We start from the raw sequence: 22,057 nt of genomic DNA on the forward strand, positions 1-22,057 counted from the left end.
GCTTGATCCGATCATGGCAATTGACCCGGCGCAGGGCGACAAGTCCATGTCCTTTGTCGAAAATCGTGCAAAAGCGGCTGCGCCCCTCTTCAGGGCAGGCGGATATTCTGGGCGAAAGCAGCCTTCAGGCTGGCGGCATCCAGCGGGTCGAGGCGCGGGAGGCGGCCGAGGCTTGGCACCCTGGCGAGTGGGGGGATGATGCGCTCATTCTCCTCATGGGAGTCCCCGATGAACGCGATGCCCACCAGCGGCACGCCCCGGCTGCGCAGCGCCTCGATGCTGAGCAGGCTGTGGTTGATCGTACCGAGCGCAGTGCGGGCGCACAGGATGACGGGCAGCTGCCAATGGGCGAAGAGATCGGCCATCAGCAAAGTTTCGCTGAGGGGCACCAGCACGCCGCCTGCGCCTTCCACGACCAGCGGGCCGTCCACTTGCGGCAAAGCGAGATTGTCGAGGCGGACTTCAACCCCGTCGAGGCGAGCCGCTAAATGGGGCGAGGCGGGCGTGGTAAGGCGGTAGGCTTCCGGCAGGATGCGCGCATTGGGGATGCCGCCTAGCCGTGCGACCGTTTCCTTGTCGCCTTCGGGGTCGATCCCCGCCTGAACAGGCTTCCAATAATAAGCGCCAAGGGCGCCCGCGAGCCCGGCAGCGAAGACTGTTTTGCCGATGTCCGTATCGGTCCCGGTGACGACGAAGCGCGTCATGCCATCACCCTTTGCAGTTCTTCGCCAAGAGCCGCCACATCGGCGCGGCCGACATTCAATGTCAGGGAGATGCGCAGGCGGCTGGTGCCGGGCGGGACCGTCGGCGGCCGGATGCCGCGCACGTCGAAGCCTGCCTCCTGCAGCGCGGCGGCGGCGGCCATGGTGCGCCGGTCTTCGCCAAGCAGCACAGGGACGATGTGGGTGCGCGGCGCAGGCAAGCCCAGCGGCGCGCAGATGACTTCGGCGGCATCGACGCACAAGGTCTTCAGCCGCGCGCGCAGGTCATCCGCCTGCTCGATCCGGTCGAGCGCGGCCGACGCCGCCACCGCCATCAGCGGCGAGGGCGCGGTGGAGAAGATGAAGGGGCGCGCTCGGTTGATCAGATAGTCGATGATGATCTGCGGCCCGCAAATCAGTGCACCTTCCACGCCCATGGCTTTGCCGCAGGTGTGAAGCGTCACGACATTATGCAGCCCGTCCAACCCGGCGGACAGGCCCCGGCCGCTGGGGCCGAACACGCCCGTTCCATGCGCTTCATCCAGGATCAGCATCCCGTCATGCTGCGCGGCCAGTTTTGCGAGATCGGCGAGCGGCGCCGTGTCGCCGTCCATCGAATAAAGCGTTTCGACCGCGATCCAGATGCGCCCCTTGCCACCTTCCTCGCGCCAGGCGGTGATCAGGTCGGCGAAACTCTGCACATCATTATGTCGGGCAAAAACAGTGGAGGCCTTGGACAGGCGGATGCCGTCATGGACGCTGGCGTGGATCAGCTCGTCCGCGACGATCAGGTCGCCACGCTGCGGCAATGTCGAAAACAAGGCGCAGTTGGCGGCAAAGCCATTGGCGAGAAACAGCGCCGCCTGTGTCCGGAAGAAGGCCGCCGCCTTCGCCTCCAGCCCTTCATGCTCGGGCGCATTACCGCGCAGCAGGCGCGAGCCACCCGATCCCACCGGCACGCCCCGCGCCACCGCATCCGCCACCGCCTGACCGATCAGCGGATCGGACGCCAGGCCCAGATAGTCGTTGGAGGCAAAGTCGCGCCCGGCGCGCGGCACCAGACGGCGCAGGCGGCCGCGCTTTTCAAGGGCCGCCAGTTGCGATCGGAAGGGTTCGCTGGTCATGGCGCGCCCTATAGGCCCGCGAGGGGCAGAGGGGCAAGCTGGAGCGCCGCCGCTTCATCCGTCGGGCGGGGAAGGGCACCGCCCTCCCCCGCTCCAGTGCCGACAATCAGAAGGAAAAGCTGAGCGATAGCGAGGCCACATTGTCGTTGGCATCGTCGGCATTCGGACGGAAGCCATGCTGATGCAGATAGCCGATTTCCGCATTCACATTCTTCGCGATCGGGGTCGTGATGGCGATCATGTTACGCATCCGCTCTTCGCCCTCGACCCGCTGAAAATTGGTGGTGTTGAGGTCGATGAAGCTTTCATGGCTCAGCACCAACGCGGTCTTGCCGCCTTCCTTGAAGGGCAGCACATATTTGACATAGGGGCGGAAGCGCCAGGCCGTGCCATCGACGCCTTCGCGCCAACGCTCCTCAAGACGCAGGCGGGCGCTGAGCTGGCCGGGGCCGATCTTCACAATATTGTCGAATGTCACCTGCTGGCGGCCGCGATGTTCCATCACCGAGAAGTCACCGGCATTGTAGTTGGGATCATGGGTATAACCCGCCCAAACCGTCACCTTCTTGCTGACCTTGTAGCCGATCAACGAGTTCATCTCGACCTCGTACAGACCGTCGCGGTCGTTGCTGAACCGGGCGATCACCTCCTGCGAGAAGCGCCATTTGTCGCTCAGTTTCACAGTGGCGCTAACGCCGGTCCAAAGCTGGTCATCCTCCGTGGCATGCGCCACAGCCGGAATGGCCAAAGCCACCAGCGCAGGCGCCAGTTTCAAAATCGGTCGCATCATAATCTCCCTCCGCCCCATGGCGTCGGGGCGCGACTATGACCTTTATGTGACAACGTCATTTCTCTTTTATGTAATATTTGTGACTATTGTTTCTGCGGCGTGACCGATAGCGGCAACCGTCAAATCCGCCTTCCGCACAAAAAATGACCCCGCCCCATGGTAGGGCGGGGTCATATCCTTTTCGTTGCGAAATGCCGTCAGACGCCGTGCGCCAGAGCGGCGAGCAAGAGCAGCGCGACGATGTTCGTGATCTTGATCATCGGGTTGACCGCAGGCCCGGCGGTATCTTTGTAGGGATCACCCACGGTATCGCCGGTCACGGCCGCCTTGTGCGCTTCCGATCCTTTGCCGCCATGGTTGCCGTCTTCGATATATTTCTTGGCATTGTCCCATGCGCCGCCGCCCGATGTCATGGAAAGGGCGACAAACAGTCCGGACACGATCACGCCCAGCAGCAATGCACCGAGCGCCGCAAAGCCATTGGGCGTTCCGGCAACGGCAGAGATCGCGAAATAGACGACGATCGGCGCCAGCACTGGCAGCAGGCTGGGGATGATCATCTCCTTGATCGCCGCGCGGGTGACAAGGTCGACAGTGCGGGCATAGTCGGGCCGTGAGGTCCCTTCCATGATGCCGCTGTTGGTGGCGAACTGATCGCGAACGTCTTTCACCACGTCACCTGCGGCGCGGCCCACTGCCGTCATGCCCATTGCGCCGAACAGATAGGGCAGCAATGCGCCGAGCAGCAGGCCGACGATGACATAGGGGTTGGACAAGCTGAAATCGACCGGCTCGGTCAGGCCGAGGGCCGAGTTATAGAATTTCAGATCCTCGGTGTAAGCGCCAAACAGCACCAGCGCGGCAAGCCCGGCTGACCCGATCGCATAGCCCTTCGTCACCGCCTTGGTCGTATTGCCCACTGCGTCCAGCGCGTCGGTCTTGCTCCGCACACTGTCATCCAGATGCGCCATCTCCGCGATGCCGCCCGCATTGTCGGTGACGGGACCATAGGCGTCGAGCGCCACGACCATGCCCGCCAGCGCGAGCATCGCTGTCGCCGCAAAGGCAATGCCGATCAGGCCCGCCTGACTATAAGAGACGATGATGCCGCCCACGATCACCAGGGTCGGCAGCGCGGTCGCCTCCAGGCTGACGGCCAAGCCCTGGATAACATTGGTGCCATGGCCAGTTTCCGATGCGCGGGCGATGCTGCGCACCGGGCGATAGTTGGTCCCGGTATAATATTCGGTGATCCATACAATGAGACCCGTCACGCCGAGGCCCACCATCATCGACCAGAACAACTCCATGCCGGAATAGCCGCCATTGCCATCCAGATCGGTGCCGAAGCGCGTCTGAAGATCGCCCAGCGTGAACTGGGTGACGAAATAGAGCGCGGGGATCGACAGGATCGCTGTCGTCCAGAAGCCTTTGTAGAGCGCACCCATGATCGACTGGCTGGCACCAAGACGCACCATATAGGTGCCGATGATCGACGTGATGATGCACACCCCGCCGACGATCAGCGGCAATGCCATCAGCCGTTGCAGGAAGATGTTATCGACCCCGCTCACCAGCAGTGCCGTCAGCACCATGGTCGCACCAACGGTGACGACGTAGGTTTCGAACAGGTCGGCCGCCATACCGGCGCAGTCGCCGACATTGTCGCCCACATTGTCGGCGATCACGGCGGGATTGCGTGGATCATCCTCGGGAATGCCCGCTTCCACCTTGCCAACAAGGTCGGCGCCAACGTCCGCCGCCTTGGTAAAGATGCCGCCGCCGAGGCGCGCGAAGATCGAGATGAGGCTGGCGCCGAAAGCCAAAGCGACCAGAGAGTCGATCACCAGTCGATCGTCCGGCGCATGACCTGCGGGTCCGGTGAGATACCAGAAGAAGACACTGATCGCGAGCAGCGCCAATCCCGCCACCAGCATGCCGGTGATCGCGCCAGCACGGAAGGCGACGGTAAGGCCGCTCTGCAAAGTCGTGCGTGCGGCTTCGGCGGTGCGGACATTGGCGCGCACCGAAATGTTCATGCCGATGAAGCCTGCCGCGCCGGACAGGATGGCGCCAATCAGAAAACCGATCGCGGACGTCGCGCCCAAGAAGAAGAAGACGATCGCCGCAACCACGACCCCGACCATGCCAATGGTCATATATTGGCGGCTGAGATAGGCCTTTGCCCCTTCCTGGATCGCCCCCGCGATCGCTTGCATGGTTTCATTGCCGGCGGAGGCCGCCAGTACCTGACGACTGGTTATCAGGCCGTAGAGCAGGGCTAATAGCCCGCACCCTATGGCGATATAGACAATCTGCATGGATGTTCCTCTCCCCCTGTTTTTGCTGTCATCGGCCACTCCGCAGGGAAAAACGGGCGGGCGAAAGGCATACGCGCAGGCGGCCGGAATTCACGCATCCGGCATCAGGCACCGCGTCAATCAGCATCAAGGTTATGCGCGTCATGGGCGTCCAACCGGGCTGAGAAAAGGATGGACGGAAGCTACAGACAGGACGGGCGGCGTCAAGCCGTTACAAAACGCACCAGAATCAGGGCCTGGCGGGCTCCCGGCTCAGCCATGTTCCCAGCCTAGCCGGTCGGGCAACGGCATCTCTGCGCCGTCGATGATCAGCTTCAGCCCCGATCCCGATGATAAACGACCAACCGGAATGGCCCGTACTGGCGGATTTGTCGTGGGCGGCAGTGCGAACAGCAGTTCATAGTCATCGCCCGCCCGCGCCGCTGCCACCTGAGCGGCAGTGCTGCCGCCGCTGACCACCTCCAGCGCCGGGGAAAGCGGAACATGATCGATGGTGACAGCCAATCCGCTAGCCTGCGCCATGCGGGCGGCATCGATCAGCAGGCCGTCGGACACATCCATCATCGCATGGACTTGGCCTGCAAGCAGCGCGCCTTCGGTGAGCCGAGGCCGGGGGCGGCGATAAGCCTCCACCAGCGGCCCGGATGCGGCGGCGTTCGCGCGGAGCAGTTCAAGCCCCGCTCCGGCATCGCCAACGGGACCCGTCAGATAGAGACGATCACCTGCGCGCGCGCCGCTACGGGCGGGCACGGGGCCGCTTGTCTCACCAATCGCCGTCAGGCTGTAGCTGCGTGGACTGCCCTGCGGCATCTGCACGGTGTCGCCACCCAATAGCGGCATGGCATGACGGCTGAGCGCCTCGCCCAGCCCCTCAAGAAACGCAGCATCCCAGGCATCGTCGCCCGACAGCGCATAATTGAGCAGACAACCCACGGGCCGCGCACCCTTGGCGGCAAGGTCGGACAGATTCACGGCGGCAAGTTTCCAGCCGATGTCCGCAGGGGGATCGCCGGGGAGATAATGCACACTCTCCACCATCGTGTCGCTGGTGAGGATCAGGCGCGCGCCGCCCACGTCCAGCACCGCCACATCGTCCTGCAAGCCGCGCGCGGCGGGATCATTGGCCAGCAGGCGCAAGAGGGTCAGGAAACGGGATTCAGCGGACATAATTGACCTCCGTTCGCCCAGAGCCTGTCGAAGGGTCTTTCTTCTTTTAAAGAAGTTAAGGGCTTCAACAAGCCTGTCCTGAGCCTGTCGAAGGGCTCAGCCCGGACGGAGGTGGTTCGTTACTGGCGCACGTCCTTCGCCACGCCGTCCAGCAGGCCATTGACGAAACCCGCCTCGCGCTTGTCGTAAAAGGCATGAGCGACATCGACATATTCGCTGATGACCGTGCCGGTCGGTACGTCCTTGCGCGCAATCAGTTCATAGGCGCCCGCCCGCAAGATCTGCCGCATCGGCTTGTCCAGCCGCTCAAGGCTCCAGCCCTTGGACAGGCGGGCGGTGATCATGGCGTCAATTTCGCCACGCCGCTTGTCCACGCCGGTCACGACATCGTCGAAAAAGCTCTCTTCCGCATCGGCATAGGTCACGTCTTCGATGGTCGCGCCCAGACGATGCTGATGAAATTCATGCAGCAGGGTGGCGAGGGGCGTCCCTTCCATTTCCAGCTGGTACAGCGCCTGCACCGCGGCAAGCCGGGCTGCGGAGCGGGATTTGGAGCGTTCAGTCATCAGGATTCCATATAGCCGTGCGGGCTGGCCTGTCGAAGCCCTGCCCTTCTTGAAGAAAATACTGCCCCTCGACAAGATTGGGGCGAACAGAGGTTATTTGAGCCGCACCGCCACCGAGGCGGCATGGGCAGGCAACCCCTCCGCCTCCGCCAGCGCGACCGCCGCCGGGCCGATGGCATCGATCGCAGCCTGATCCAGGCTGAGGAAGCTGGTGCGTTTCATGAAGTCGAGCACCGAGAGTCCCGAAGAAAAGCGTGCACGGCGCCCCGTGGGCAGCACATGATTGGGGCCTGCGACGTAATCGCCGACAGCTTCGGGGGTCATGCGGCCCAGAAACACCGACCCGGCATGGCGGACCTGCGCGAACAGGGCGTCGGGATCGTCCACCGCGAGTTCCAGATGCTCGGCCGCGAGACGGTTTACCAGCGGCATCGCTTCTTCCATATCGCGCACGAGGATGATCGCGCCGTTTGCCGCCCAGCTGGTCGTGGCGACTGCCTGCGTCGACAATAGCGGCAGTCGTTTTTCGACGGCCGCCGCCACGGCATCGGCGAAAGCGGCATCGTCGGTGAAGAGGATCGACTGGCTGGTCGGATCATGCTCCGACTGGCTCAGCAGGTCAGCGGCGATCCAGTCCGGATCATTTTTACCGTCGGCGACAACGACGATTTCCGACGGCCCGGCTACCATGTCGATGCCGACTACGCCGTAAAGCTGACGCTTGGCTTCGGCGACCCAGGCATTGCCAGGGCCTGTGATGACATCGACCGGTTTGATCCGATCCGTGCCATAGGCGAGCGCAGCCACGGCCTGCGCGCCGCCCACGCGCCAGATTTCCTCTATCCCCGCAATGCTGGCAGCGGCAAGGACGAGCGGGTTGATCACGCCATTGGGCGTCGGCGTCACCATGGCGATACGTGACACGCCAGCCACCTTGGCGGGAATGGCGTTCATCAACAGCGAGCTGGGATAGGCTGCCCGGCCGCCCGGCACGTAAAGCCCAGCCGCGTCCACCGGCTGCCAGCGCGCGCCCAGCCGTACGCCAGCGCTGTCGGTGCCGTCGCTGTCCTGCGGTCGCTGCTTTTCGTGATAGGCGGTGATCCGCGCCGCCGCGAGTTCCAGCGCCCCGCGCAACTCAGGCGAGATGCCGTCCAACGCGGCGCGGCACTCGGCGGGGGTAACCGCCCAGCCGCTTGCCTCCAGATCGTGCCGGTCGAACCGGCTGGTGTAATCGGCCAGCGCGGCGTCGCCTTCGGCGCGGACGCGCTTCAGGATTGCCGCGACATCGCGCGACACATCTTCATCCGCCTCGCGTCGGGCATCGACCAGCGCCGTGAAGGCAGCAGCGAAATCAGCGTCGCGGCTGTCGAGCCTAAGCGGCATCGCGCTTCCCCACGGCCTTGCGGAAGCTTTCCACCAGCGGCGCCAGTTCGGCCGACCGCATCTTGTAGGCAGCGCGGTTGACGACAAGGCGCGCCGACACCTGCATAATGACATGGGTTTCGACCAGCCCGTTTGCCTTGAGCGTCGCGCCTGATGATACCAGATCGACGATCCGGCGCGACAGGCCGAGCGAGGGCGCGAGTTCCATCGCACCGTTCAGCTTCACGCATTCCGCCTGGATGCCGCGCGCCTCATAATAGCGGCGCGTGAGGTAAGGATATTTGGTGGCGACCCGCACATGGCTCATCGCGGCCTCATCCTCGCCCGCAAGGTCAACGGGTTCAGCGACCGACAGACGGCAATGACCGATGTCGAGATCGACCGGCGCGTAGAGTTCCGAATAATCGAACTCATCGACCACGTCCGAACCGACGATGCCGATCTGCGCCGCGCCATGGGCGACGAAGGTCGCGACGTCGAAGGCGCGCACGCGAATGATCGAGATATCGGGCCGGTTGGTGGCAAATCGCAGCGCCCGGCTTTTCTTGTCATGAAATTCCGCTTCAGGCTCGATACCGACGCGCGCGAGCATCGGCAGCGCTTCATCGAGGATGCGGCCCTTGGGAATGGCGAGTGTGAGCGGACGAGTCATGACCGGCGGGCCTTAGCCGCGCGCGCCACAAAGGACAATATTCATGCAGCTTGCGCCAGTACAGCCTCGGTGGCCTCGATCCAGCCGCCGCCCAGCACCCGGTCGCCCGCGTAGAGCACGGCGGCCTGACCCGGTGCCACGCCATATTCGGGGGCGTCAAACATCAGGCGATCACCCTCCAGCCTTGCCGGAACAGGCTTTGCCATCGACCGCACCTTGGCGGTCAACGGCCCGCTGAAGTCGCCGCCAAGCCAGTTTATGTCGCTCAGCCGCGCCGCTGACACCGCGAGCGCCGCTTTGGGTCCGACAATCACCCGCCGAGCATCGGCTTCCAGACGGACGACATAGAGCGGCTCGGCCTGCCCGCCTATCTCCAGTCCCTTCCGCTGGCCTACGGTGTAGTGGATCAGTCCCTTGTGCGTGCCCATGATGCGGCCGTCGATATGGACGATCTCGCCACCTTCATCGGCGTCCGGGCGAATCTTGCGAACCACGCCAGCATAATCGCCATCGGGCACGAAGCAGATGTCCTGGCTGTCCGGCTTCAGCGCCACCGACAGGCCCAGTTCGGCGGCGATTTCGCGGACTTGCGGCTTGGGGAGACCGCCCAGCGGAAAGCGCAGATAATCAAGCTGCGCCTGCGTCGTGGCGAAGAGGAAATAGCTCTGGTCCCGCGCCGGATCGGCCGCGCGGTGCAGTTCGGCGCCCTGCGCTCCTTCGACGCGGCGGACATAATGGCCGGTCGCCAGACAATCCGCGCCCAAATCGCGCGCGATCTGGAACAGGTCGGTGAACTTCACGCCCATGTTGCATTTGACGCAGGGGATGGGCGTCCGCCCCGCCATATATTCATCGGCGAAGTCGGCGATGACGGAATCCCTGAAACGGCTTTCATAATCGAAGACATAATGGGCGATGCCGATACGGTCGGCGACAGCGCGCGCGTCCCGTATATCCTGCCCCGCGCAACAGCTGCCCGTGCGGCCGACAGCGGCGCCGTGATCGTAAAGCTGTAGCGTCACGCCGATGGTTTCGGCGCCCGTACGCGCGGCAAGGGCGGCGACGACGCTCGAATCGACGCCGCCAGACATGGCAACGACGATTCGCCGCTTCGCAAGCGGTTCGGGCAACTGGAACTGGGGCTGCATGGCCGGGCATATAATCGTCCGCGCCGTTGCATTCCAGCGGGATTCCACGCCGCGCGCTGCAAAGCGTCGTTTCGGCCCCGCGAGTTTACCGGACCTTATCCTTTTTTCGCTACCTCCCTTCCCATGGATTTTGGTTTCCTTCGGGCAGGCGGGCTCAAACCCGCCAATGCCAGACCCGTCAGTCGGCCGCATGCGCCGGTCTGGCCGCTGCTGCGCGCCGCTTCAGCGGCGGAGCAGGCGGCCAGCCCGACCGCACGGGCGGTGGCCGGGGTCCTGCGGGGGCAGGATGAGACGAGCGACTGGATCCAGGATTTGGCCGAAGTGTTCGCGCCACGTCCGGGCGGCATGATCGAGGCCGCACGCCCAACGGGAAGTTTCAACCCGTTGATCGCACAGCATTTAAGAGTGGGACAAGGATGATGAAGGGGGCGTTTACCGTGGCGCTTTAGCTGATCTTCAGGGCTGACGCGCATACCGGTTGCCGCTGCTGAATTCGGCAACGCCAGTGCCGCTTTTTGAGGGTGAGAATGATAGAAAATCAAAAAATCCGACCTGCTCAGGTCGTCGGGCCGCTCGGGGAACCCTTGACTCTGGAGAGCTTGCCTCCCGCGAATACGACCCGTTGGGTCGTCCGTCGCAAGGCCGAGGTGGTCGCCGCCGTCAACGGTGGTTTGTTGACCGTCGATGAGGCCTGCGCGCGCTATTCGTTGACGCTTGAGGAATTTGCAGGCTGGCAGCGCGCTGTCGATCGGTCGGGCATGCACGGCCTGCGTGTTACGCGGATCCAATATTACAAGTCGCTCTACGAACGGCAGCAGAAATACTGATCCTTCTCGTCCGGCTCAACGCCGGACAGCGAAGGATGCAGGCACATCAAGGGCCGCCGGATGCAAATCCGGCGGCCCTTTCACTTGGATCGCGCACCGATTCACCGGCCATTGTCAAGCCAGAAACATTTCCCAGGGAACGCGAAGCCGACTTCGCCGTTAAATACATCAGCCAACCCGCTGGGGGCGGTGGTCCAAGGAGAGTGTGAAATGGGTATCATTTTGTGGCTTGTTGTCGGCGGCATCATCGGCTGGCTTGCCAGCATGGTCATGCGCACCGATGCGCAGCAGGGCATCCTTCTAAACATCGTGGTGGGCATAGTCGGCGCCTTTATCGGCGGCCTGATTTTCAGCGGCGGTTCGATCAATGAGGGTCTGACGCTGTACAGCTTCCTCGTGTCCCTCGTGGGCGCGATCGTGCTGCTTGCCATCGTCAACCTGGTCCGTCGCGGATCAATGCGTTAACCACCCCGGAAGCTAAGCTGGCGGGTATGAAGGGCTGCGTTTCGACGCGGCCCTTTTTGCCGTTCGTTCAGCCGCGCCCCGCAAACCAGCGATAGATGGCCAGAACGGCTATCGAGCCCAATACGGCCGCAAGAAAGCTCGCCTGTTCGTCCGCTTCATAGACACCCAATAATCGACCGACATAAGCGGCGAATAATGCCCCAGCTATTCCCAACAGGATCGTAACCACGCATCCACCGGGATTTCTGCCCGGCATCACGAACCGGGCAATCGCTCCTGCGAACAGGCCGACGATGATCCAACCTAGTAATTCCATCCTAGCCTCCCATCCACTTCATGCCGCATAGCGCCACAGGCGCATGAATTTGGCAAGCAAAGGCGGCCAGCCCGCGTTGCTCCGCCGATGTGCAAAGTGTATTGAGGGTTGAGCCGGGTGATGTATTCATATAACACAGCGCCGGTCGGCCCGTCGGCCGAATGATGGAATCAGGATGAATTACGAAACTCAGGTGGCCGGAGATGTTCCGGCGCGCGTCTTTGGCGAAGAACCGCGCCCTTCAAGGCGGCGGGCGCTGACGATTGGCGCGGTGATTGCGATCATCCTGATTGCCGTTGCAGCCTGGATCAGCATGCATGGCAAGAGCGGGGATGGGGCAGCCCCTGCGGAAGACGCGCCGGTCGTCACCGTCCTCGTGCCAGGCCAGTCAGTCGTGGCCCGCACCGTCAGCGGCACGGGATCACTGGCCGCGCGTGTCGAAATGCCTGTCGGCGTCGTTGGCGAGGGCGGGCAGGTGACGCGCGTACTGGTACAACCGGGCGATTGGGTTCGCGCCGGGCAGGTGCTTGCGGTGATCGAGCGGTCGGTACAGGCGGAGCAGGTTCGTTCGCTTGCCGCACAGGTAGAGGTAAATCGCGCCGATGCGAAGCTGGCGCAGGCGCAGCTCGACCGTGCCCAGGCCCTTGTGAAGCGCGGCTTCATCAGCCGGGCCGATATCGATCAGCGCACAGCCACGCGTGATGCCGCCAACGCCCGAGTGAATGTCGCGGTTGCACAATTGGCCGAACAGCGTGCCCGGACGGGACGGCTTGATATTCGCGCCCCTGCATCCGGGCTGATCCTGACCCGCGACGTCGAACCCGGTCAGATTGTCGGTTCGGGCAGCGGCGTGCTTTTCCGCATGGCCAAGGATGGCGAGATGGAACTTCTGGCCCAATTGAGCGAGAGCGATCTCGCCACGTTGCGGCCAGGAAACAGCGCGACGGTCACCCCTGTCGGTGGCCAGACGGAATTCACCGGACGCATTTGGCAGGTTTCTCCGGTCGTCGATCCACAGACGCGGCAGGGCATCGCGCGCATCTCCATACCCTATAACAAGGCGATCCGCCCCGGCGGATTTGCCGCTGCCCGCATCGTCAGCGGCACGGCAACGGCCCCGCTGCTGCCGGAGTCCGCCGTGCAGACCGATGCCAAGGGACAGTTTGTCTACATCGTCAACGCGCAGGACGAGACCGAACGGCGCGGCGTCGAGGTCGGACAGGTCTCCCCGAAGGGCGTTGCGGTTACGCGAGGCCTGAATGGCGGCGAACGTATTGTCGCGTCGGCAGGCGCCTTTCTGCGGCCCGGGCAGAAGGTGCGGCCGCAAGTTCAAAAGGCCGGGTAAGCCCGCGCAGGCGAGGAAGCCGTCATGAGTTTTCGTAATATGTCGGCCTGGGCCATCCGCAACCCGGTGTCCCCGCTCGTGCTATTCGTCGCCCTGCTTCTCGCGGGGATGGTCAGCTTTGGCCGCATGGACATCAACCAGCAGCCCGATATCACCTTCCCCATTGCTCAAGTGCTGGTACTACAACCGGGCGCCGCGCCGCCGGAACTGGAAACCCAGGTAACGCAGCGTGTCGAGGCCGCCGTGCGCGGTATCAGCGGCGTTGACGAGATCACCTCGACCGTCTCCGAAGGCAATTCGATGACGATCGTGCAGTTCCAGATCGGAACGCCGATCGATCGGGGCGTTGCCGACGTCAAGAACGCTGTTGACCAGATCCGTAGCGAACTGCCAGAAGGCATATTGGAACCGCAGGTGACGCGGCTCGATGCCGATCGTCCGATCGCCTATTTCAGTGCCGAAGCGACCGACATGACGCTGGAACAATTGTCATGGTATGTCGATAATACTGTCGCCAAGCGCCTGCTTGCTGTGCCGGGCATGGCGGCGGTCAGGCGTGGTGGCGGCGTCACCCGCGAAATTCGCGTTATCCTCGACCCCGCCAAGCTGCAGTCGCACGGCGTCACGGCCGCGCAGGTCAATCAGCAGTTACAACAGGTCAACCTGAACGCGGCAGGCGGCCGCACCGAAATCGCGGGAGCCGAGCAGGCGATCCGCGTGCTCGGCAATGCGCAGGACGCCTATGCCCTGGGCCAGACCCAGATCGCTATTTCCGGCGGCCGCACCGTCAAGCTGTCGGACCTTGCCGATGTGCGCGACATGTATGGCGAACAACGATCGCTTTCGCTGATGAATGACATGCAGGTGACGAGCTTCAGCCTGGAAAAGGCGAAGGGATCATCCGACGTCACCGTGTTCGACAATGCGATCAAGGTGCTGGACCAGCTTAAGAAAGAAAATCCGAAGATCCGTTACAAGGAACTCTTCAACAGCGTCGATTATACCAAGAGCCAATATCATGCGGCGATGCAGTCCATGATCGAAGGCGCGGTGCTGGCGGTCGTCGTCGTGTTCCTGTTCCTGCGTGACTGGCGCGCGACGATTATCGCCGCCACGGCAATCCCGCTGTCAGCCATCCCGACATTCTGGTTCATGGACATGATGGGCTTCACGCTCAACGTGACCTCCTTGCTGGCGCTCAGCCTGGTCGCGGGCGTGCTGGTCGATGATGCCATTGTGGAGATCGAAAATATCGTGCGCCACATGCGCATGGGCAAGACAGCCTATCAGGCATCGATCGACGCGGCCGACGAGATCGGCCTTGCAGTGCTGGCGACGACGATGGCTATTGTCGCCGTATTCCTGCCAGTTGCGCTGATGCCCGGCGTTTCGGGCCAGTTCTTCATCCAGTTCGGCATGACCGTCGTGGTCGCGGTGCTGCTCAGCCTGGCTGTCGCCCGCCTCATCACGCCGATGATCGCGGCCTATTTCCTCAAGGCGCACGGCCAGGAAAGCCATGGCGAGGGCTGGCTGATGGACGTCTATATGCGTGTGCTGCACTGGTCGCTCGATGAAAGCCGGGCCAAAGCCTATCGCGCATCAGGCGCCCGCCCCCGCTTTGCGGCCTGGCTGCGCGACCACCGCATCTGGACCGTCGGCATCGGGGGGCTGGCCTTCATCGCCACGCTGCTCGCCTTCGGGACGCTGCCAATGGCATTCCAGCCATCGATGAACACCGATTACAGCCAGGTGAAGATCGAAACCGTGCCCGGCAGCACGCTGCAACAAACCACCGCAGTCGCCCGGCGCGTTGCGGACATGTTGACCGCCGACACCAAGTTCGTCAACGCGGCCTTCGCCGACATCCAACCGACCAGCGCCAACATCTATCTTACACTGAAGAAGGACCGGCCTGCTTCCTCGGTCGAGTGGGAACGCAGCATGGCGCCCCGTTTCCAGCAAATTCCGGATGCCCGTGTGAACTTCCAGTCGCAAGCGGGTGGAGGCATGGGCCGTGACGTTACGATCATGCTCGGCAGCGACAATGCCGCGCTGCTGGATCGTGTCGCTAACAAGCTGGTTTCCGAAATGAGCGGCGTGAAGGAAGTCCGGTCGCCCCGGGTCCAGGGCGACATGAATCGGCCCGAGATCATCATCAAACCCCGATTCGACCTGGCCGCGAGCCTGGGGGTCACCACCGCCGCGCTCAGCCAGACCATTCGCGTGGCCACGATCGGCGACATTGACCAGAATACGGCCAAATTCTCGCTATCGGATCGCCAGATTCCCATCCGCGTGGCCGTGGCCGAGGACAGCCGCAGCGACATCGCGACGATCGAGAACATGCCCGTGCCCACCGTCAGCGGCGGTTCGGTTCCGTTGAAGGTCGTCGCCGATATCGAATTCGGTGCCGGGCCGACGCAAATCCGTCGCTATAACCAAATCCGCCGGATCGTCGTCGATGCCGACTTCGCACCCGGCATCGTCAGCAGTCAGGCCATGAAGAAGATCAACGCGCTGCCCACGATGAAGGAAATCAGTGAAGGCCGTATCCCGGGCATTCAGAAGATCAACACCGGCGAATCGAAGTGGCAGGCAGAAATGCTCAAGAACTTCACGGTTGCGGTCATTTCCGGCATCCTGCTCGTGCTGGCGGTGCTGACACTGCTTTACAAGCGATTGATGCCGCCGTTCGTCAATCTGGGATCGTTGCTGCTGGCGCCGCTCGGCGGGGCATTGGCGCTGCATCTTACCGGGCACCCTATCTCCATGCCGGTGATGATCGGCATATTGATGCTGCTCGGGATCGTTGCGAAGAACTCCATTCTGGTGATCGACTTCGCGCTGGAGGAAATCCAGAAGGGCGTGCCTCGGTTCGACGCGATCATCGATGCGGGGCACAAGCGCGCTCAGCCCATCGTCATGACCACCGTCGCGATGGTTGCGGGCATGGTGCCCACCGCCATCTCGCTGGGCGGCGACAGCGCATGGCGCGCGCCCATGGGCATCACAGTGATCGGCGGTTTGCTGCTGTCCACGCTCCTCACCCTTGTGATCGTACCCGCGACATTCAGTCTGGCGCTACAGATCGAAGGATGGGCAGGTCCGCGCCTCAGCCGCCGTCTGCTCACATACAAGCCTGGGGACGATGCAAAGCATGAGGGAAATGCACAACCGGCGGAATGATGGCAGTCGGCTCGCCTGAAAGAAGCGCATGGCTGAACGAAACGGCGGCGTAACCGTTGGACGGACGATGAAGCAGCTTCCCGTTCCCCCGACCGTCGCCGACCTGCCTGTCCGGCCGCCGCGCGACATGCGGTTGGTTGCTACGGGCATGTTGATTGCGATGGCGCTGCTGTTCCTTGCCGCGCGATCTACCGTCCATCTGCATCCAGCTATCGGTTTCGTTCAGGCATTTGCGGAAGCCGCGATGGTGGGCGGCCTTGCCGACTGGTTCGCCGTCACCGCGCTGTTCCGTCATCCGCTGGGCCTGCCCATCCCGCACACGGCGATCATCCCGCGCAACAAGGACCGGATCGGCGATACGCTAGCCTTCTTCCTGCGCGACAATTTCCTGACCCCCGCCGTTGTCGCGCGCAGGATGCAGCGGCTGGATGTAGCGGCCGCCGCAGGGCGCTTCCTCGCCAGCCCGTCAGGCGGGGACGGCCGATTGCGCGAAGGCGCGTCGCGGCTGGCGGCGGACATGCTGGAGGCGCTTGATCAGGAACGGCTTGGCGGCATGGTCAAGGGCGCGATCGCTCAGCGGCTGCGGGGCATGAACATCGCCCCGCTGATCGGTCAGGCGATCGAGGCGGCGATGCGCGATGGCCGCCATGCGCCGGTGATGGATGGCATCATCCATTGGGCCGATCGCACGCTGGAGGCCAATGACCACCTTATCCGCCAGATGGTGCATGACCGGGCGGGCAAGATCCTGCGTTGGACGGGATTGGATGAAAGTCTGTCCAACGCCATCATCGACGGACTGCGGCGTCTGCTGGCGGAGATGGCGGCGGACCCAGCTCACAGTCTGCGCCTCAAGGCCGAAGAGGGCATGGCGAAGCTGGCAAGCGACCTGCAATTCGACGCCGCCATGCAGGAACGCGTGGCCCGCATCCGCGACGAGATCGTGGACAATCCTGCAATGCAGCGTTGGATAGACGGCCTTTGGGAACAGGCACGATCCGGCCTGCTGCGCGCCGTCCGCGATCCGGGCAAGGCGATGGCGGGGCGGCTGGGCGAGGCGCTGCGCCAACTGGGCACCACGCTGCAGGACGATGCCCGCCTTCGCCTGCTGATCAACCGTTTCGTGCGCCGCGCGGCGGTGGGCGCGACGGCCGCCTATGGAGATTCCATCGTCAAGCTGGTGAGCGAGACCGTGCGCGGCTGGGATGCAGGAACGGTGACCAGGCGTCTGGAAAGCGCGGTCGGCCGCGACCTTCAATATATCCGGATCAACGGCACCTTGGTCGGTGGCCTTGTAGGGCTGGCCATTCATGCGGTCGACACACTGTTTTGACATCTTGCCGCGAACAGGCTTGAAAGCCTGATCACCGATCCCTAGCTGGCGTCGGCAAGCTTATGCGTTGCAAATTGCAACCGTAATAAGGGGATTTTCATGACCAGCCTCTTCGATCCTGTTCAGTTGGGCGCCATCAAGGCCCGCAATCGCATATTGATGGCGCCGCTCACCCGCGCCCGCGCCAGCCGCGATCATGTGCCGACACCGATCATGGCCGACTATTATCGCCAGCGCGCTTCGGCCGGCCTGATCATCAGCGAAGGCATAGGCGTGTCGCGTCAGGGACTAGGCTGGCCCTTCGCACCGGGCATCTGGACGGCAGAGCAGGTGGAGGCCTGGAAGCCGATTACTCAGGCCGTGCATGAAGTCGGCGGCCGTATCTTCGCGCAGCTTTGGCACATGGGGCGCCTCGTCCATTCCAGCGTCAGCGGGCAGCAGCCCATCTCTTCCAGTCCGATCGCCGCACCCGGCCACGCCCATAGCTATGAAGGCAACAAGCTCTATGAGCAGCCCCGTGCGCTGGAGGCAGAGGAAATCCCGAGCCTGATCGCCACCTATGTCACAGCCGCGCGCAATGCTCGCGAAGCCGGATTTGACGGCGTTCAGATTCATGCCGCCAACGGCTATCTGCTCGACGAATTCCTTCGTGACGGCGTCAACCAACGGCAGGACGAATATGGCGGCAGCCCGGAGAAGCGCGTTCGGCTGTTGCGTGAAATCACGCAAGCTGTCGGCGACGCCATCGGTGCTGACAGGACGGCGGTGCGGATTTCAATCAACGGCGCGTCGCAGGGTACGGACGACAGCGATCCCGCCAGCCTTGCCATCGCCATCGCCAAGGCGCTGGACCCCATCGGCATTGCCTTTCTGGAAATGCGCGAGCTGCGTCCGGACGGCAGCCGAGGCGCTAGCGACGTTCCGCGTCAGTCGCCGCTCGTCCGCCGCCATTTCAGCGGCCCGCTCGTCCTGAACAGTGATTATGACGCGGCGCGGGCGCAGGAGGATCTGGACAGCGGCCTTGCCCAGGCGATCAGCTTTGGCCGTCCGTTCATAGCCAATCCGGACCTGCCGGATCGCCTGTCGCTAGGGGCTCCGCTGAACCCCTTGAGCACCGATACGCTCTACACGCAGGGCCGCGAGGGCTATGTGGATTATCCGGTTCTCGCCAAGGCGGGCTGAGCCTTATGGAGAAAGGGCCGCTCCGATGACGGTCGGCCCTTTCTCCTTAAAAAAGAAGTAGAACCCTTCGACAAGCTCAGGGCGAACGGGATTAAGAGGCGATGCTCTTTTAAAGCCCGAAGCGCCTAGACGCCGAATTTCTCGCGCAGGCCCAGCATGGCGATCGCGGCTTTGGCCGCTTCGCCGCCCTTGTCCTTCTCATCCGGCTTGGCGCGGGTCAGCGCCTGCGCCTCATTCTCGACGGTCAGGATGCCATTGCCGATGGGGATGCCGTCCATGCTCAGCGCCATAAGGCCCCGCGCGCTTTCGTTCGAGACCACCTCGAAATGATAGGTTTCGCCGCGGATCACCGCGCCGATCGCTACGAAGCCGTCATAGCGCCCGGACTCCGCCGCCAGCGCCACCGCGCCGGGGATTTCCAGCGCGCCGGGCACCGTCACCACTTCATATTTATGCCCTTCCGCCTCCAGCGCGGCCACCGCGCCTTCGATCAGAAGGTCATTGAGATGTTCGTAGAAGCGGGCTTCAACGATCAGGAATTTCGCCACGGCCGATATCCTTTTTTATAGCTCGACGGGTCGATGCCCAACCACGGCAAGGTCATAGCCGTCAAGCGCGATGAGGCTGTGGCTGGAATTGGTGAGCAGGATCATGTCGTGCACGCCGAGTTCAGCGAGGATTTGCGCCCCTACGCCATAGTCGCGCAATTCGTCCATGCCGCTGCCAGGCTGGCCAGCATGATGGCGCAGGATGCGGGTCAGGAAATCGGCCGGCGAATTGCTGGTCAGGACGACGATGAGGCCCGCGCCTTCCTTGGCGATGATCTCCATCGACTTGCGCAGGATTTCGCAGCGGGGGCCGCTGGCGCCGTAGACATCGTCGAGCAGCGAAAGCTGATGCACGCGCACCAGCGTCGGTTCGTCGGGCGACACATGGCCCTTTTGCAACACCAGCTGTTCGCTTTGCGTCGCCTTGTTATAGAAGCTGATCGCCTTCCAATCGCCGCCCCACTTGCTGTTGAAGACCGTTTCGGCGCGCCGTTCGACCATATGGTCATGACGGCGGCGATAGGCGATGAGGTCGCGGATCGTGCCGATCTTCATCTTGTGCTTCTGCGCGAAGGGGATGAGGTCGTCGAGGCGCGCCATGGTGCCGTCGTCCTTCATCACTTCGCAGATCACGCCCGACGGGTTGAGTCCGGCGAGACGCGCCACATCGACAGCCGCCTCGGTATGGCCGGTGCGCACCAGCACGCCGCCATCCTTGGCGACGAGGGGGAAGACGTGGCCCGGCGTCACGATGTCATCGCGGCCTTTGGAGCCGTCGATCGCGACGGAAATGGTGCGCGCGCGGTCGGCGGCGCTGATGCCGGTGGTTACGCCCTCGCGCGCCTCGATCGACACGGTGAAGGCAGTTTCATGCCGCGTGCCGTTGTTGCGGCTCATAAGGTCGATGCCCAGATGATCGATCCGATCCTTGGTCATCGCGAGACAGATGAGGCCCCGGCCATGCGTCGCCATGAAGTTGATCGCATCGGGTGTCGCCATCTGCGCCGGGATCACCAGATCGCCTTCATTTTCGCGGTCTTCATCATCGACCAGGATGAACATGCGGCCGTTGCGCGCTTCGTTGATGATTTCTTCCGGGGAGGCAAGCGCAGTGCCGCCCTCGCGCCGCGCCAGATAATTTTCGAGCTTGCCCAGCGTTTCGGCGGTCGGGTTCCAGTCCGTTTCGCCCAGTTTCCGCAGGGAGTTGGCATGAAGGCCCGCAGCGCGCGCAAGGCCCGACCGGGACATGCCCCCTTCATTGACCAGCGTGCGAACGGTATCGATAAGCGCGGAAGACATGACTGCGACTCCTTGACCAGATCGGCCTCGGGACGCAGTTATCACATCATAGTGTGATTATTTCAAGCGCGAATCACATCGATCCGCGAAGGCTCTGCATGCGGTCGAGATAACGGGCCAGCACGTCGATCTCCAGATTGAACCTCCGGCCGGTCGCCAGATCGTCCAGCGTGGTAGCCGCAGCCGTATGCGGAATGATGTTCAGACCGAACTGAACGGACCCGTCCGGCTGATCATCAACGCTGTTCACGGTCAGAGAGATGCCATCGACCGTGATAGACCCCTTGGCGGCAAGCGCGGACGCCAGCGCCGGGGGCGCGGCGATCACCAGCCGGGTAGAATCCCCTTCCGGCGTGATCGACACCAATGTGCCGACGCCATCGACATGGCCGGTCACGATATGCCCGCCCAGTTCATCCCCAACCTTGAGCGCGCGTTCCAGGTTCAGCCTGCCGCCCTGCGCCCACAGTCCGGCCGCGGTTCGCTCCACCGTTTCGGCCGACAAATCGACGGCGAACCAGTCCGCGCCCTTTTCCACCACGGTCAGGCAGGCGCCCGAACAGGCGATCGAAGCGCCGATCGCAACACCTTCCATGTCGTAGGCGGTGCCGATGACTAGGCGCAGGTCCCCGCGCTGCTCGGCGGAGCGAATGGTGCCGATGTCGGTGATGATGCCGGTGAACATGGGTGTGCGATCCTGCTGGTTCCGTGACGCTCCTAAGCGCCGCGTCGCCGTTCGTAAACCTCCAGCCGGTCCTCGCCCAACTGACGCTCGTCGGTCAGGGTCCAGCGCTGGTGCGCTTGAGCGAGGTCCGACAGGCCGATGTCGCCGATCCCCGCAAGGCCGTCGCCGATGATGATCGGCGCGCGGTATAGTAGAAGGCGATCGACCAGATCGGCGCGCAGGAAGGCCGCCGCCGCCGCCGCGCCGCCCTCAACCATCAAATGGTCCACATGGTCGAGCGCAGCGATATCCTCCGGCTGCGCAATGGCTTCCCACCCCTTGGGCGCCCGGCCGCGAGTCAGCAGCAGGCGGCGGGGCGAGCGATCCTCCAGTCCCGGTAGCCGGACATCGAGGCGCGGAGCGTCGGCGCGCAATGTGCCGCCGCCGACCAGGATGGCGTCATGCCGCGCTCGCTCCAGATGCGCATGGGCGCGCGCCGCCTCGCCGGTGATCCAGCGGCTCGACCCGTCCTTGAGCGCGATGCAGCCGTCGAGTGACAGGCCAAGCTTCAAGGTGACGGCCGGGCGGCCCAGCGTCTGCCGCAGGACAAAGCCGCGCATCGCCGCAGCAGCTTCATGCGCCATCAGGCCCATTTCGACCTCTATGCCTCGCGCGCGCAGATGCCCCGCACCTTGGCCATCGGTGCGCGGGTCGGGATCACGCAGCGCGATCACTACGCGCGCGACGCCAGCCCGCGCCATCAGGTCGGCACAGCGCGGCCCACGAGCAGACAGGTGGAAGCAGGGCTCCAGCGTCACATAGGCGGTCGCGCCGCGGGCCTGATCCTTTGCTTCATCGAGCGCCTGCGCTTCGGCATGCGGACGGCCACCCTTTTGGGTCCAGCCACGGCCGACCACCGCGCCGTCGCGGACGATCAGGCATCCGACATTGGGATTGGGGGTGGACAGACCCCGGCCGCGCTCAGACAGGGCGATTGCCGCTGCCATGAAACGGCGGTCCTCGACGGGGTCGGCCATCGG

The 22,057-nt window shown here is 63.6% G+C and carries 21 protein-coding genes; 7 read left to right on the top strand and 14 right to left on the bottom strand.

The genetic code is table 11. The features are described 5' to 3' along the window. Nucleotides 1-89: 89 nt before the first annotated feature. The 9 genes from bioD to mnmA all read right to left on the bottom strand — a co-directional run bounded on the left by bioD (nucleotide 90) and on the right by mnmA (nucleotide 9,852). Nucleotides 90-704 carry a dethiobiotin synthase gene (gene bioD, locus ACYU81_RS06635; protein ID WP_460986937.1) on the bottom strand — a complete coding sequence of 205 codons (615 nt, stop codon included), beginning with the start codon at nucleotides 702-704 and terminating at the stop codon, nucleotides 90-92. Further along, the gene (locus tag ACYU81_RS06640; protein WP_460986938.1) at nucleotides 701-1,825 is read right to left on the bottom strand and encodes an 8-amino-7-oxononanoate synthase; all 1,125 of its coding nucleotides are present in this window, start codon (nucleotides 1,823-1,825) and stop codon (nucleotides 701-703) included. The genes bioD and ACYU81_RS06640 overlap by 4 nt, the downstream gene beginning before the upstream one ends. A 106-nt stretch (nucleotides 1,826-1,931) precedes the next feature. Beyond that, nucleotides 1,932-2,612 carry a DUF2490 domain-containing protein gene (locus ACYU81_RS06645; protein ID WP_460986939.1) on the bottom strand — a complete coding sequence of 227 codons (681 nt, stop codon included), beginning with the start codon at nucleotides 2,610-2,612 and terminating at the stop codon, nucleotides 1,932-1,934. Between the two features lie 200 nt (nucleotides 2,613-2,812). Beyond that, complete coding sequence (locus tag ACYU81_RS06650; RefSeq protein ID WP_460986940.1) at nucleotides 2,813-4,936, bottom strand: sodium-translocating pyrophosphatase; 2,124 nt, start codon at nucleotides 4,934-4,936, stop codon at nucleotides 2,813-2,815. Nucleotides 4,937-5,188: 252 nt separating this feature from the next. Further along, complete coding sequence (thiL, locus tag ACYU81_RS06655) at nucleotides 5,189-6,103, bottom strand: thiamine-phosphate kinase (RefSeq protein WP_460986941.1); 915 nt, start codon at nucleotides 6,101-6,103, stop codon at nucleotides 5,189-5,191. Nucleotides 6,104-6,222: 119 nt separating this feature from the next. Next, nucleotides 6,223-6,669, bottom strand: a complete 447-nt coding sequence (nusB, locus tag ACYU81_RS06660; RefSeq protein WP_460986942.1) for a transcription antitermination factor NusB — start codon at nucleotides 6,667-6,669, stop codon at nucleotides 6,223-6,225. A gap of 93 nt (nucleotides 6,670-6,762) precedes the next feature. Beyond that, on the bottom strand, nucleotides 6,763-8,052 hold the full coding sequence (hisD, locus tag ACYU81_RS06665) for a histidinol dehydrogenase (protein ID WP_449474391.1): 1,290 nt from the start codon (nucleotides 8,050-8,052) through the stop codon (nucleotides 6,763-6,765). Then, nucleotides 8,042-8,704, bottom strand: a complete 663-nt coding sequence (gene hisG / locus ACYU81_RS06670) for an ATP phosphoribosyltransferase (RefSeq protein ID WP_449474392.1) — start codon at nucleotides 8,702-8,704, stop codon at nucleotides 8,042-8,044. The genes hisD and hisG overlap by 11 nt, the downstream gene beginning before the upstream one ends. A 41-nt stretch (nucleotides 8,705-8,745) precedes the next feature. Further along, the gene (gene mnmA / locus ACYU81_RS06675; RefSeq protein ID WP_460986943.1) at nucleotides 8,746-9,852 is read right to left on the bottom strand and encodes a tRNA 2-thiouridine(34) synthase MnmA; all 1,107 of its coding nucleotides are present in this window, start codon (nucleotides 9,850-9,852) and stop codon (nucleotides 8,746-8,748) included. 123 nt (nucleotides 9,853-9,975) lie between these two features. Here mnmA and ACYU81_RS06680 point away from each other — a divergent pair, with 123 nt between their 5' ends. The 3 genes from ACYU81_RS06680 to ACYU81_RS06690 all read left to right on the top strand — a co-directional run bounded on the left by ACYU81_RS06680 (nucleotide 9,976) and on the right by ACYU81_RS06690 (nucleotide 11,144). Next, nucleotides 9,976-10,272 (top strand): hypothetical protein, encoded by a 297-nt coding sequence (locus tag ACYU81_RS06680; RefSeq protein ID WP_196224785.1) that lies wholly within the window; start codon nucleotides 9,976-9,978, stop codon nucleotides 10,270-10,272. Between the two features lie 107 nt (nucleotides 10,273-10,379). Continuing rightward, a complete protein-coding gene (gene sciP, locus ACYU81_RS06685) occupies nucleotides 10,380-10,679 on the top strand; it encodes a CtrA inhibitor SciP (RefSeq protein ID WP_097092542.1) in 300 nt (99 codons plus the stop codon). A gap of 210 nt (nucleotides 10,680-10,889) precedes the next feature. Next, nucleotides 10,890-11,144, top strand: coding sequence for a GlsB/YeaQ/YmgE family stress response membrane protein (locus ACYU81_RS06690; RefSeq protein ID WP_449474394.1), 255 nt, complete (start codon nucleotides 10,890-10,892; stop codon nucleotides 11,142-11,144). 67 nt (nucleotides 11,145-11,211) lie between these two features. Here ACYU81_RS06690 and ACYU81_RS06695 read toward each other — a convergent pair whose 3' ends face one another. Beyond that, complete coding sequence (locus tag ACYU81_RS06695) at nucleotides 11,212-11,460, bottom strand: GlsB/YeaQ/YmgE family stress response membrane protein (protein WP_460986944.1); 249 nt, start codon at nucleotides 11,458-11,460, stop codon at nucleotides 11,212-11,214. 175 nt (nucleotides 11,461-11,635) lie between these two features. Between ACYU81_RS06695 and ACYU81_RS06700 the strand changes: the two genes are divergently transcribed. The 4 genes from ACYU81_RS06700 to ACYU81_RS06715 all read left to right on the top strand — a co-directional run bounded on the left by ACYU81_RS06700 (nucleotide 11,636) and on the right by ACYU81_RS06715 (nucleotide 18,506). After that, nucleotides 11,636-12,805 (top strand): efflux RND transporter periplasmic adaptor subunit, encoded by a 1,170-nt coding sequence (locus ACYU81_RS06700; RefSeq protein ID WP_460986945.1) that lies wholly within the window; start codon nucleotides 11,636-11,638, stop codon nucleotides 12,803-12,805. A 24-nt stretch (nucleotides 12,806-12,829) separates the two neighbouring features. Then, entirely contained in the window at nucleotides 12,830-15,991 is a 3,162-nt protein-coding gene (locus ACYU81_RS06705; protein WP_460986946.1) for an efflux RND transporter permease subunit, read from the top strand. Nucleotides 15,992-16,058: 67 nt separating this feature from the next. Then, nucleotides 16,059-17,324, top strand: coding sequence for a DUF445 domain-containing protein (locus ACYU81_RS06710; protein ID WP_460988128.1), 1,266 nt, complete (start codon nucleotides 16,059-16,061; stop codon nucleotides 17,322-17,324). A gap of 99 nt (nucleotides 17,325-17,423) precedes the next feature. Beyond that, entirely contained in the window at nucleotides 17,424-18,506 is a 1,083-nt protein-coding gene (locus ACYU81_RS06715; protein WP_460986947.1) for an alkene reductase, read from the top strand. Between the two features lie 125 nt (nucleotides 18,507-18,631). Here the strand turns inward: ACYU81_RS06715 and ribH are convergent, their stop codons facing one another. The 4 genes from ribH to ribD form a co-directional block, all read right to left on the bottom strand. Then, nucleotides 18,632-19,054, bottom strand: coding sequence for a 6,7-dimethyl-8-ribityllumazine synthase (gene ribH, locus ACYU81_RS06720; protein WP_460986948.1), 423 nt, complete (start codon nucleotides 19,052-19,054; stop codon nucleotides 18,632-18,634). Nucleotides 19,055-19,069: 15 nt separating this feature from the next. Further along, nucleotides 19,070-20,353 (bottom strand): 3,4-dihydroxy-2-butanone-4-phosphate synthase, encoded by a 1,284-nt coding sequence (ribB, locus tag ACYU81_RS06725; RefSeq protein ID WP_460986949.1) that lies wholly within the window; start codon nucleotides 20,351-20,353, stop codon nucleotides 19,070-19,072. A 73-nt stretch (nucleotides 20,354-20,426) separates the two neighbouring features. Next, a complete protein-coding gene (locus ACYU81_RS06730) occupies nucleotides 20,427-21,038 on the bottom strand; it encodes a riboflavin synthase (RefSeq protein ID WP_460986950.1) in 612 nt (203 codons plus the stop codon). Nucleotides 21,039-21,070: 32 nt separating this feature from the next. After that, nucleotides 21,071-22,054 carry a bifunctional diaminohydroxyphosphoribosylaminopyrimidine deaminase/5-amino-6-(5-phosphoribosylamino)uracil reductase RibD gene (ribD, locus tag ACYU81_RS06735; RefSeq protein WP_460986951.1) on the bottom strand — a complete coding sequence of 328 codons (984 nt, stop codon included), beginning with the start codon at nucleotides 22,052-22,054 and terminating at the stop codon, nucleotides 21,071-21,073. Between the last annotated feature and the right edge of the window lie 3 nt (nucleotides 22,055-22,057).

The organism is Sphingobium sp. TomTYG75 (assembly GCF_054771635.1).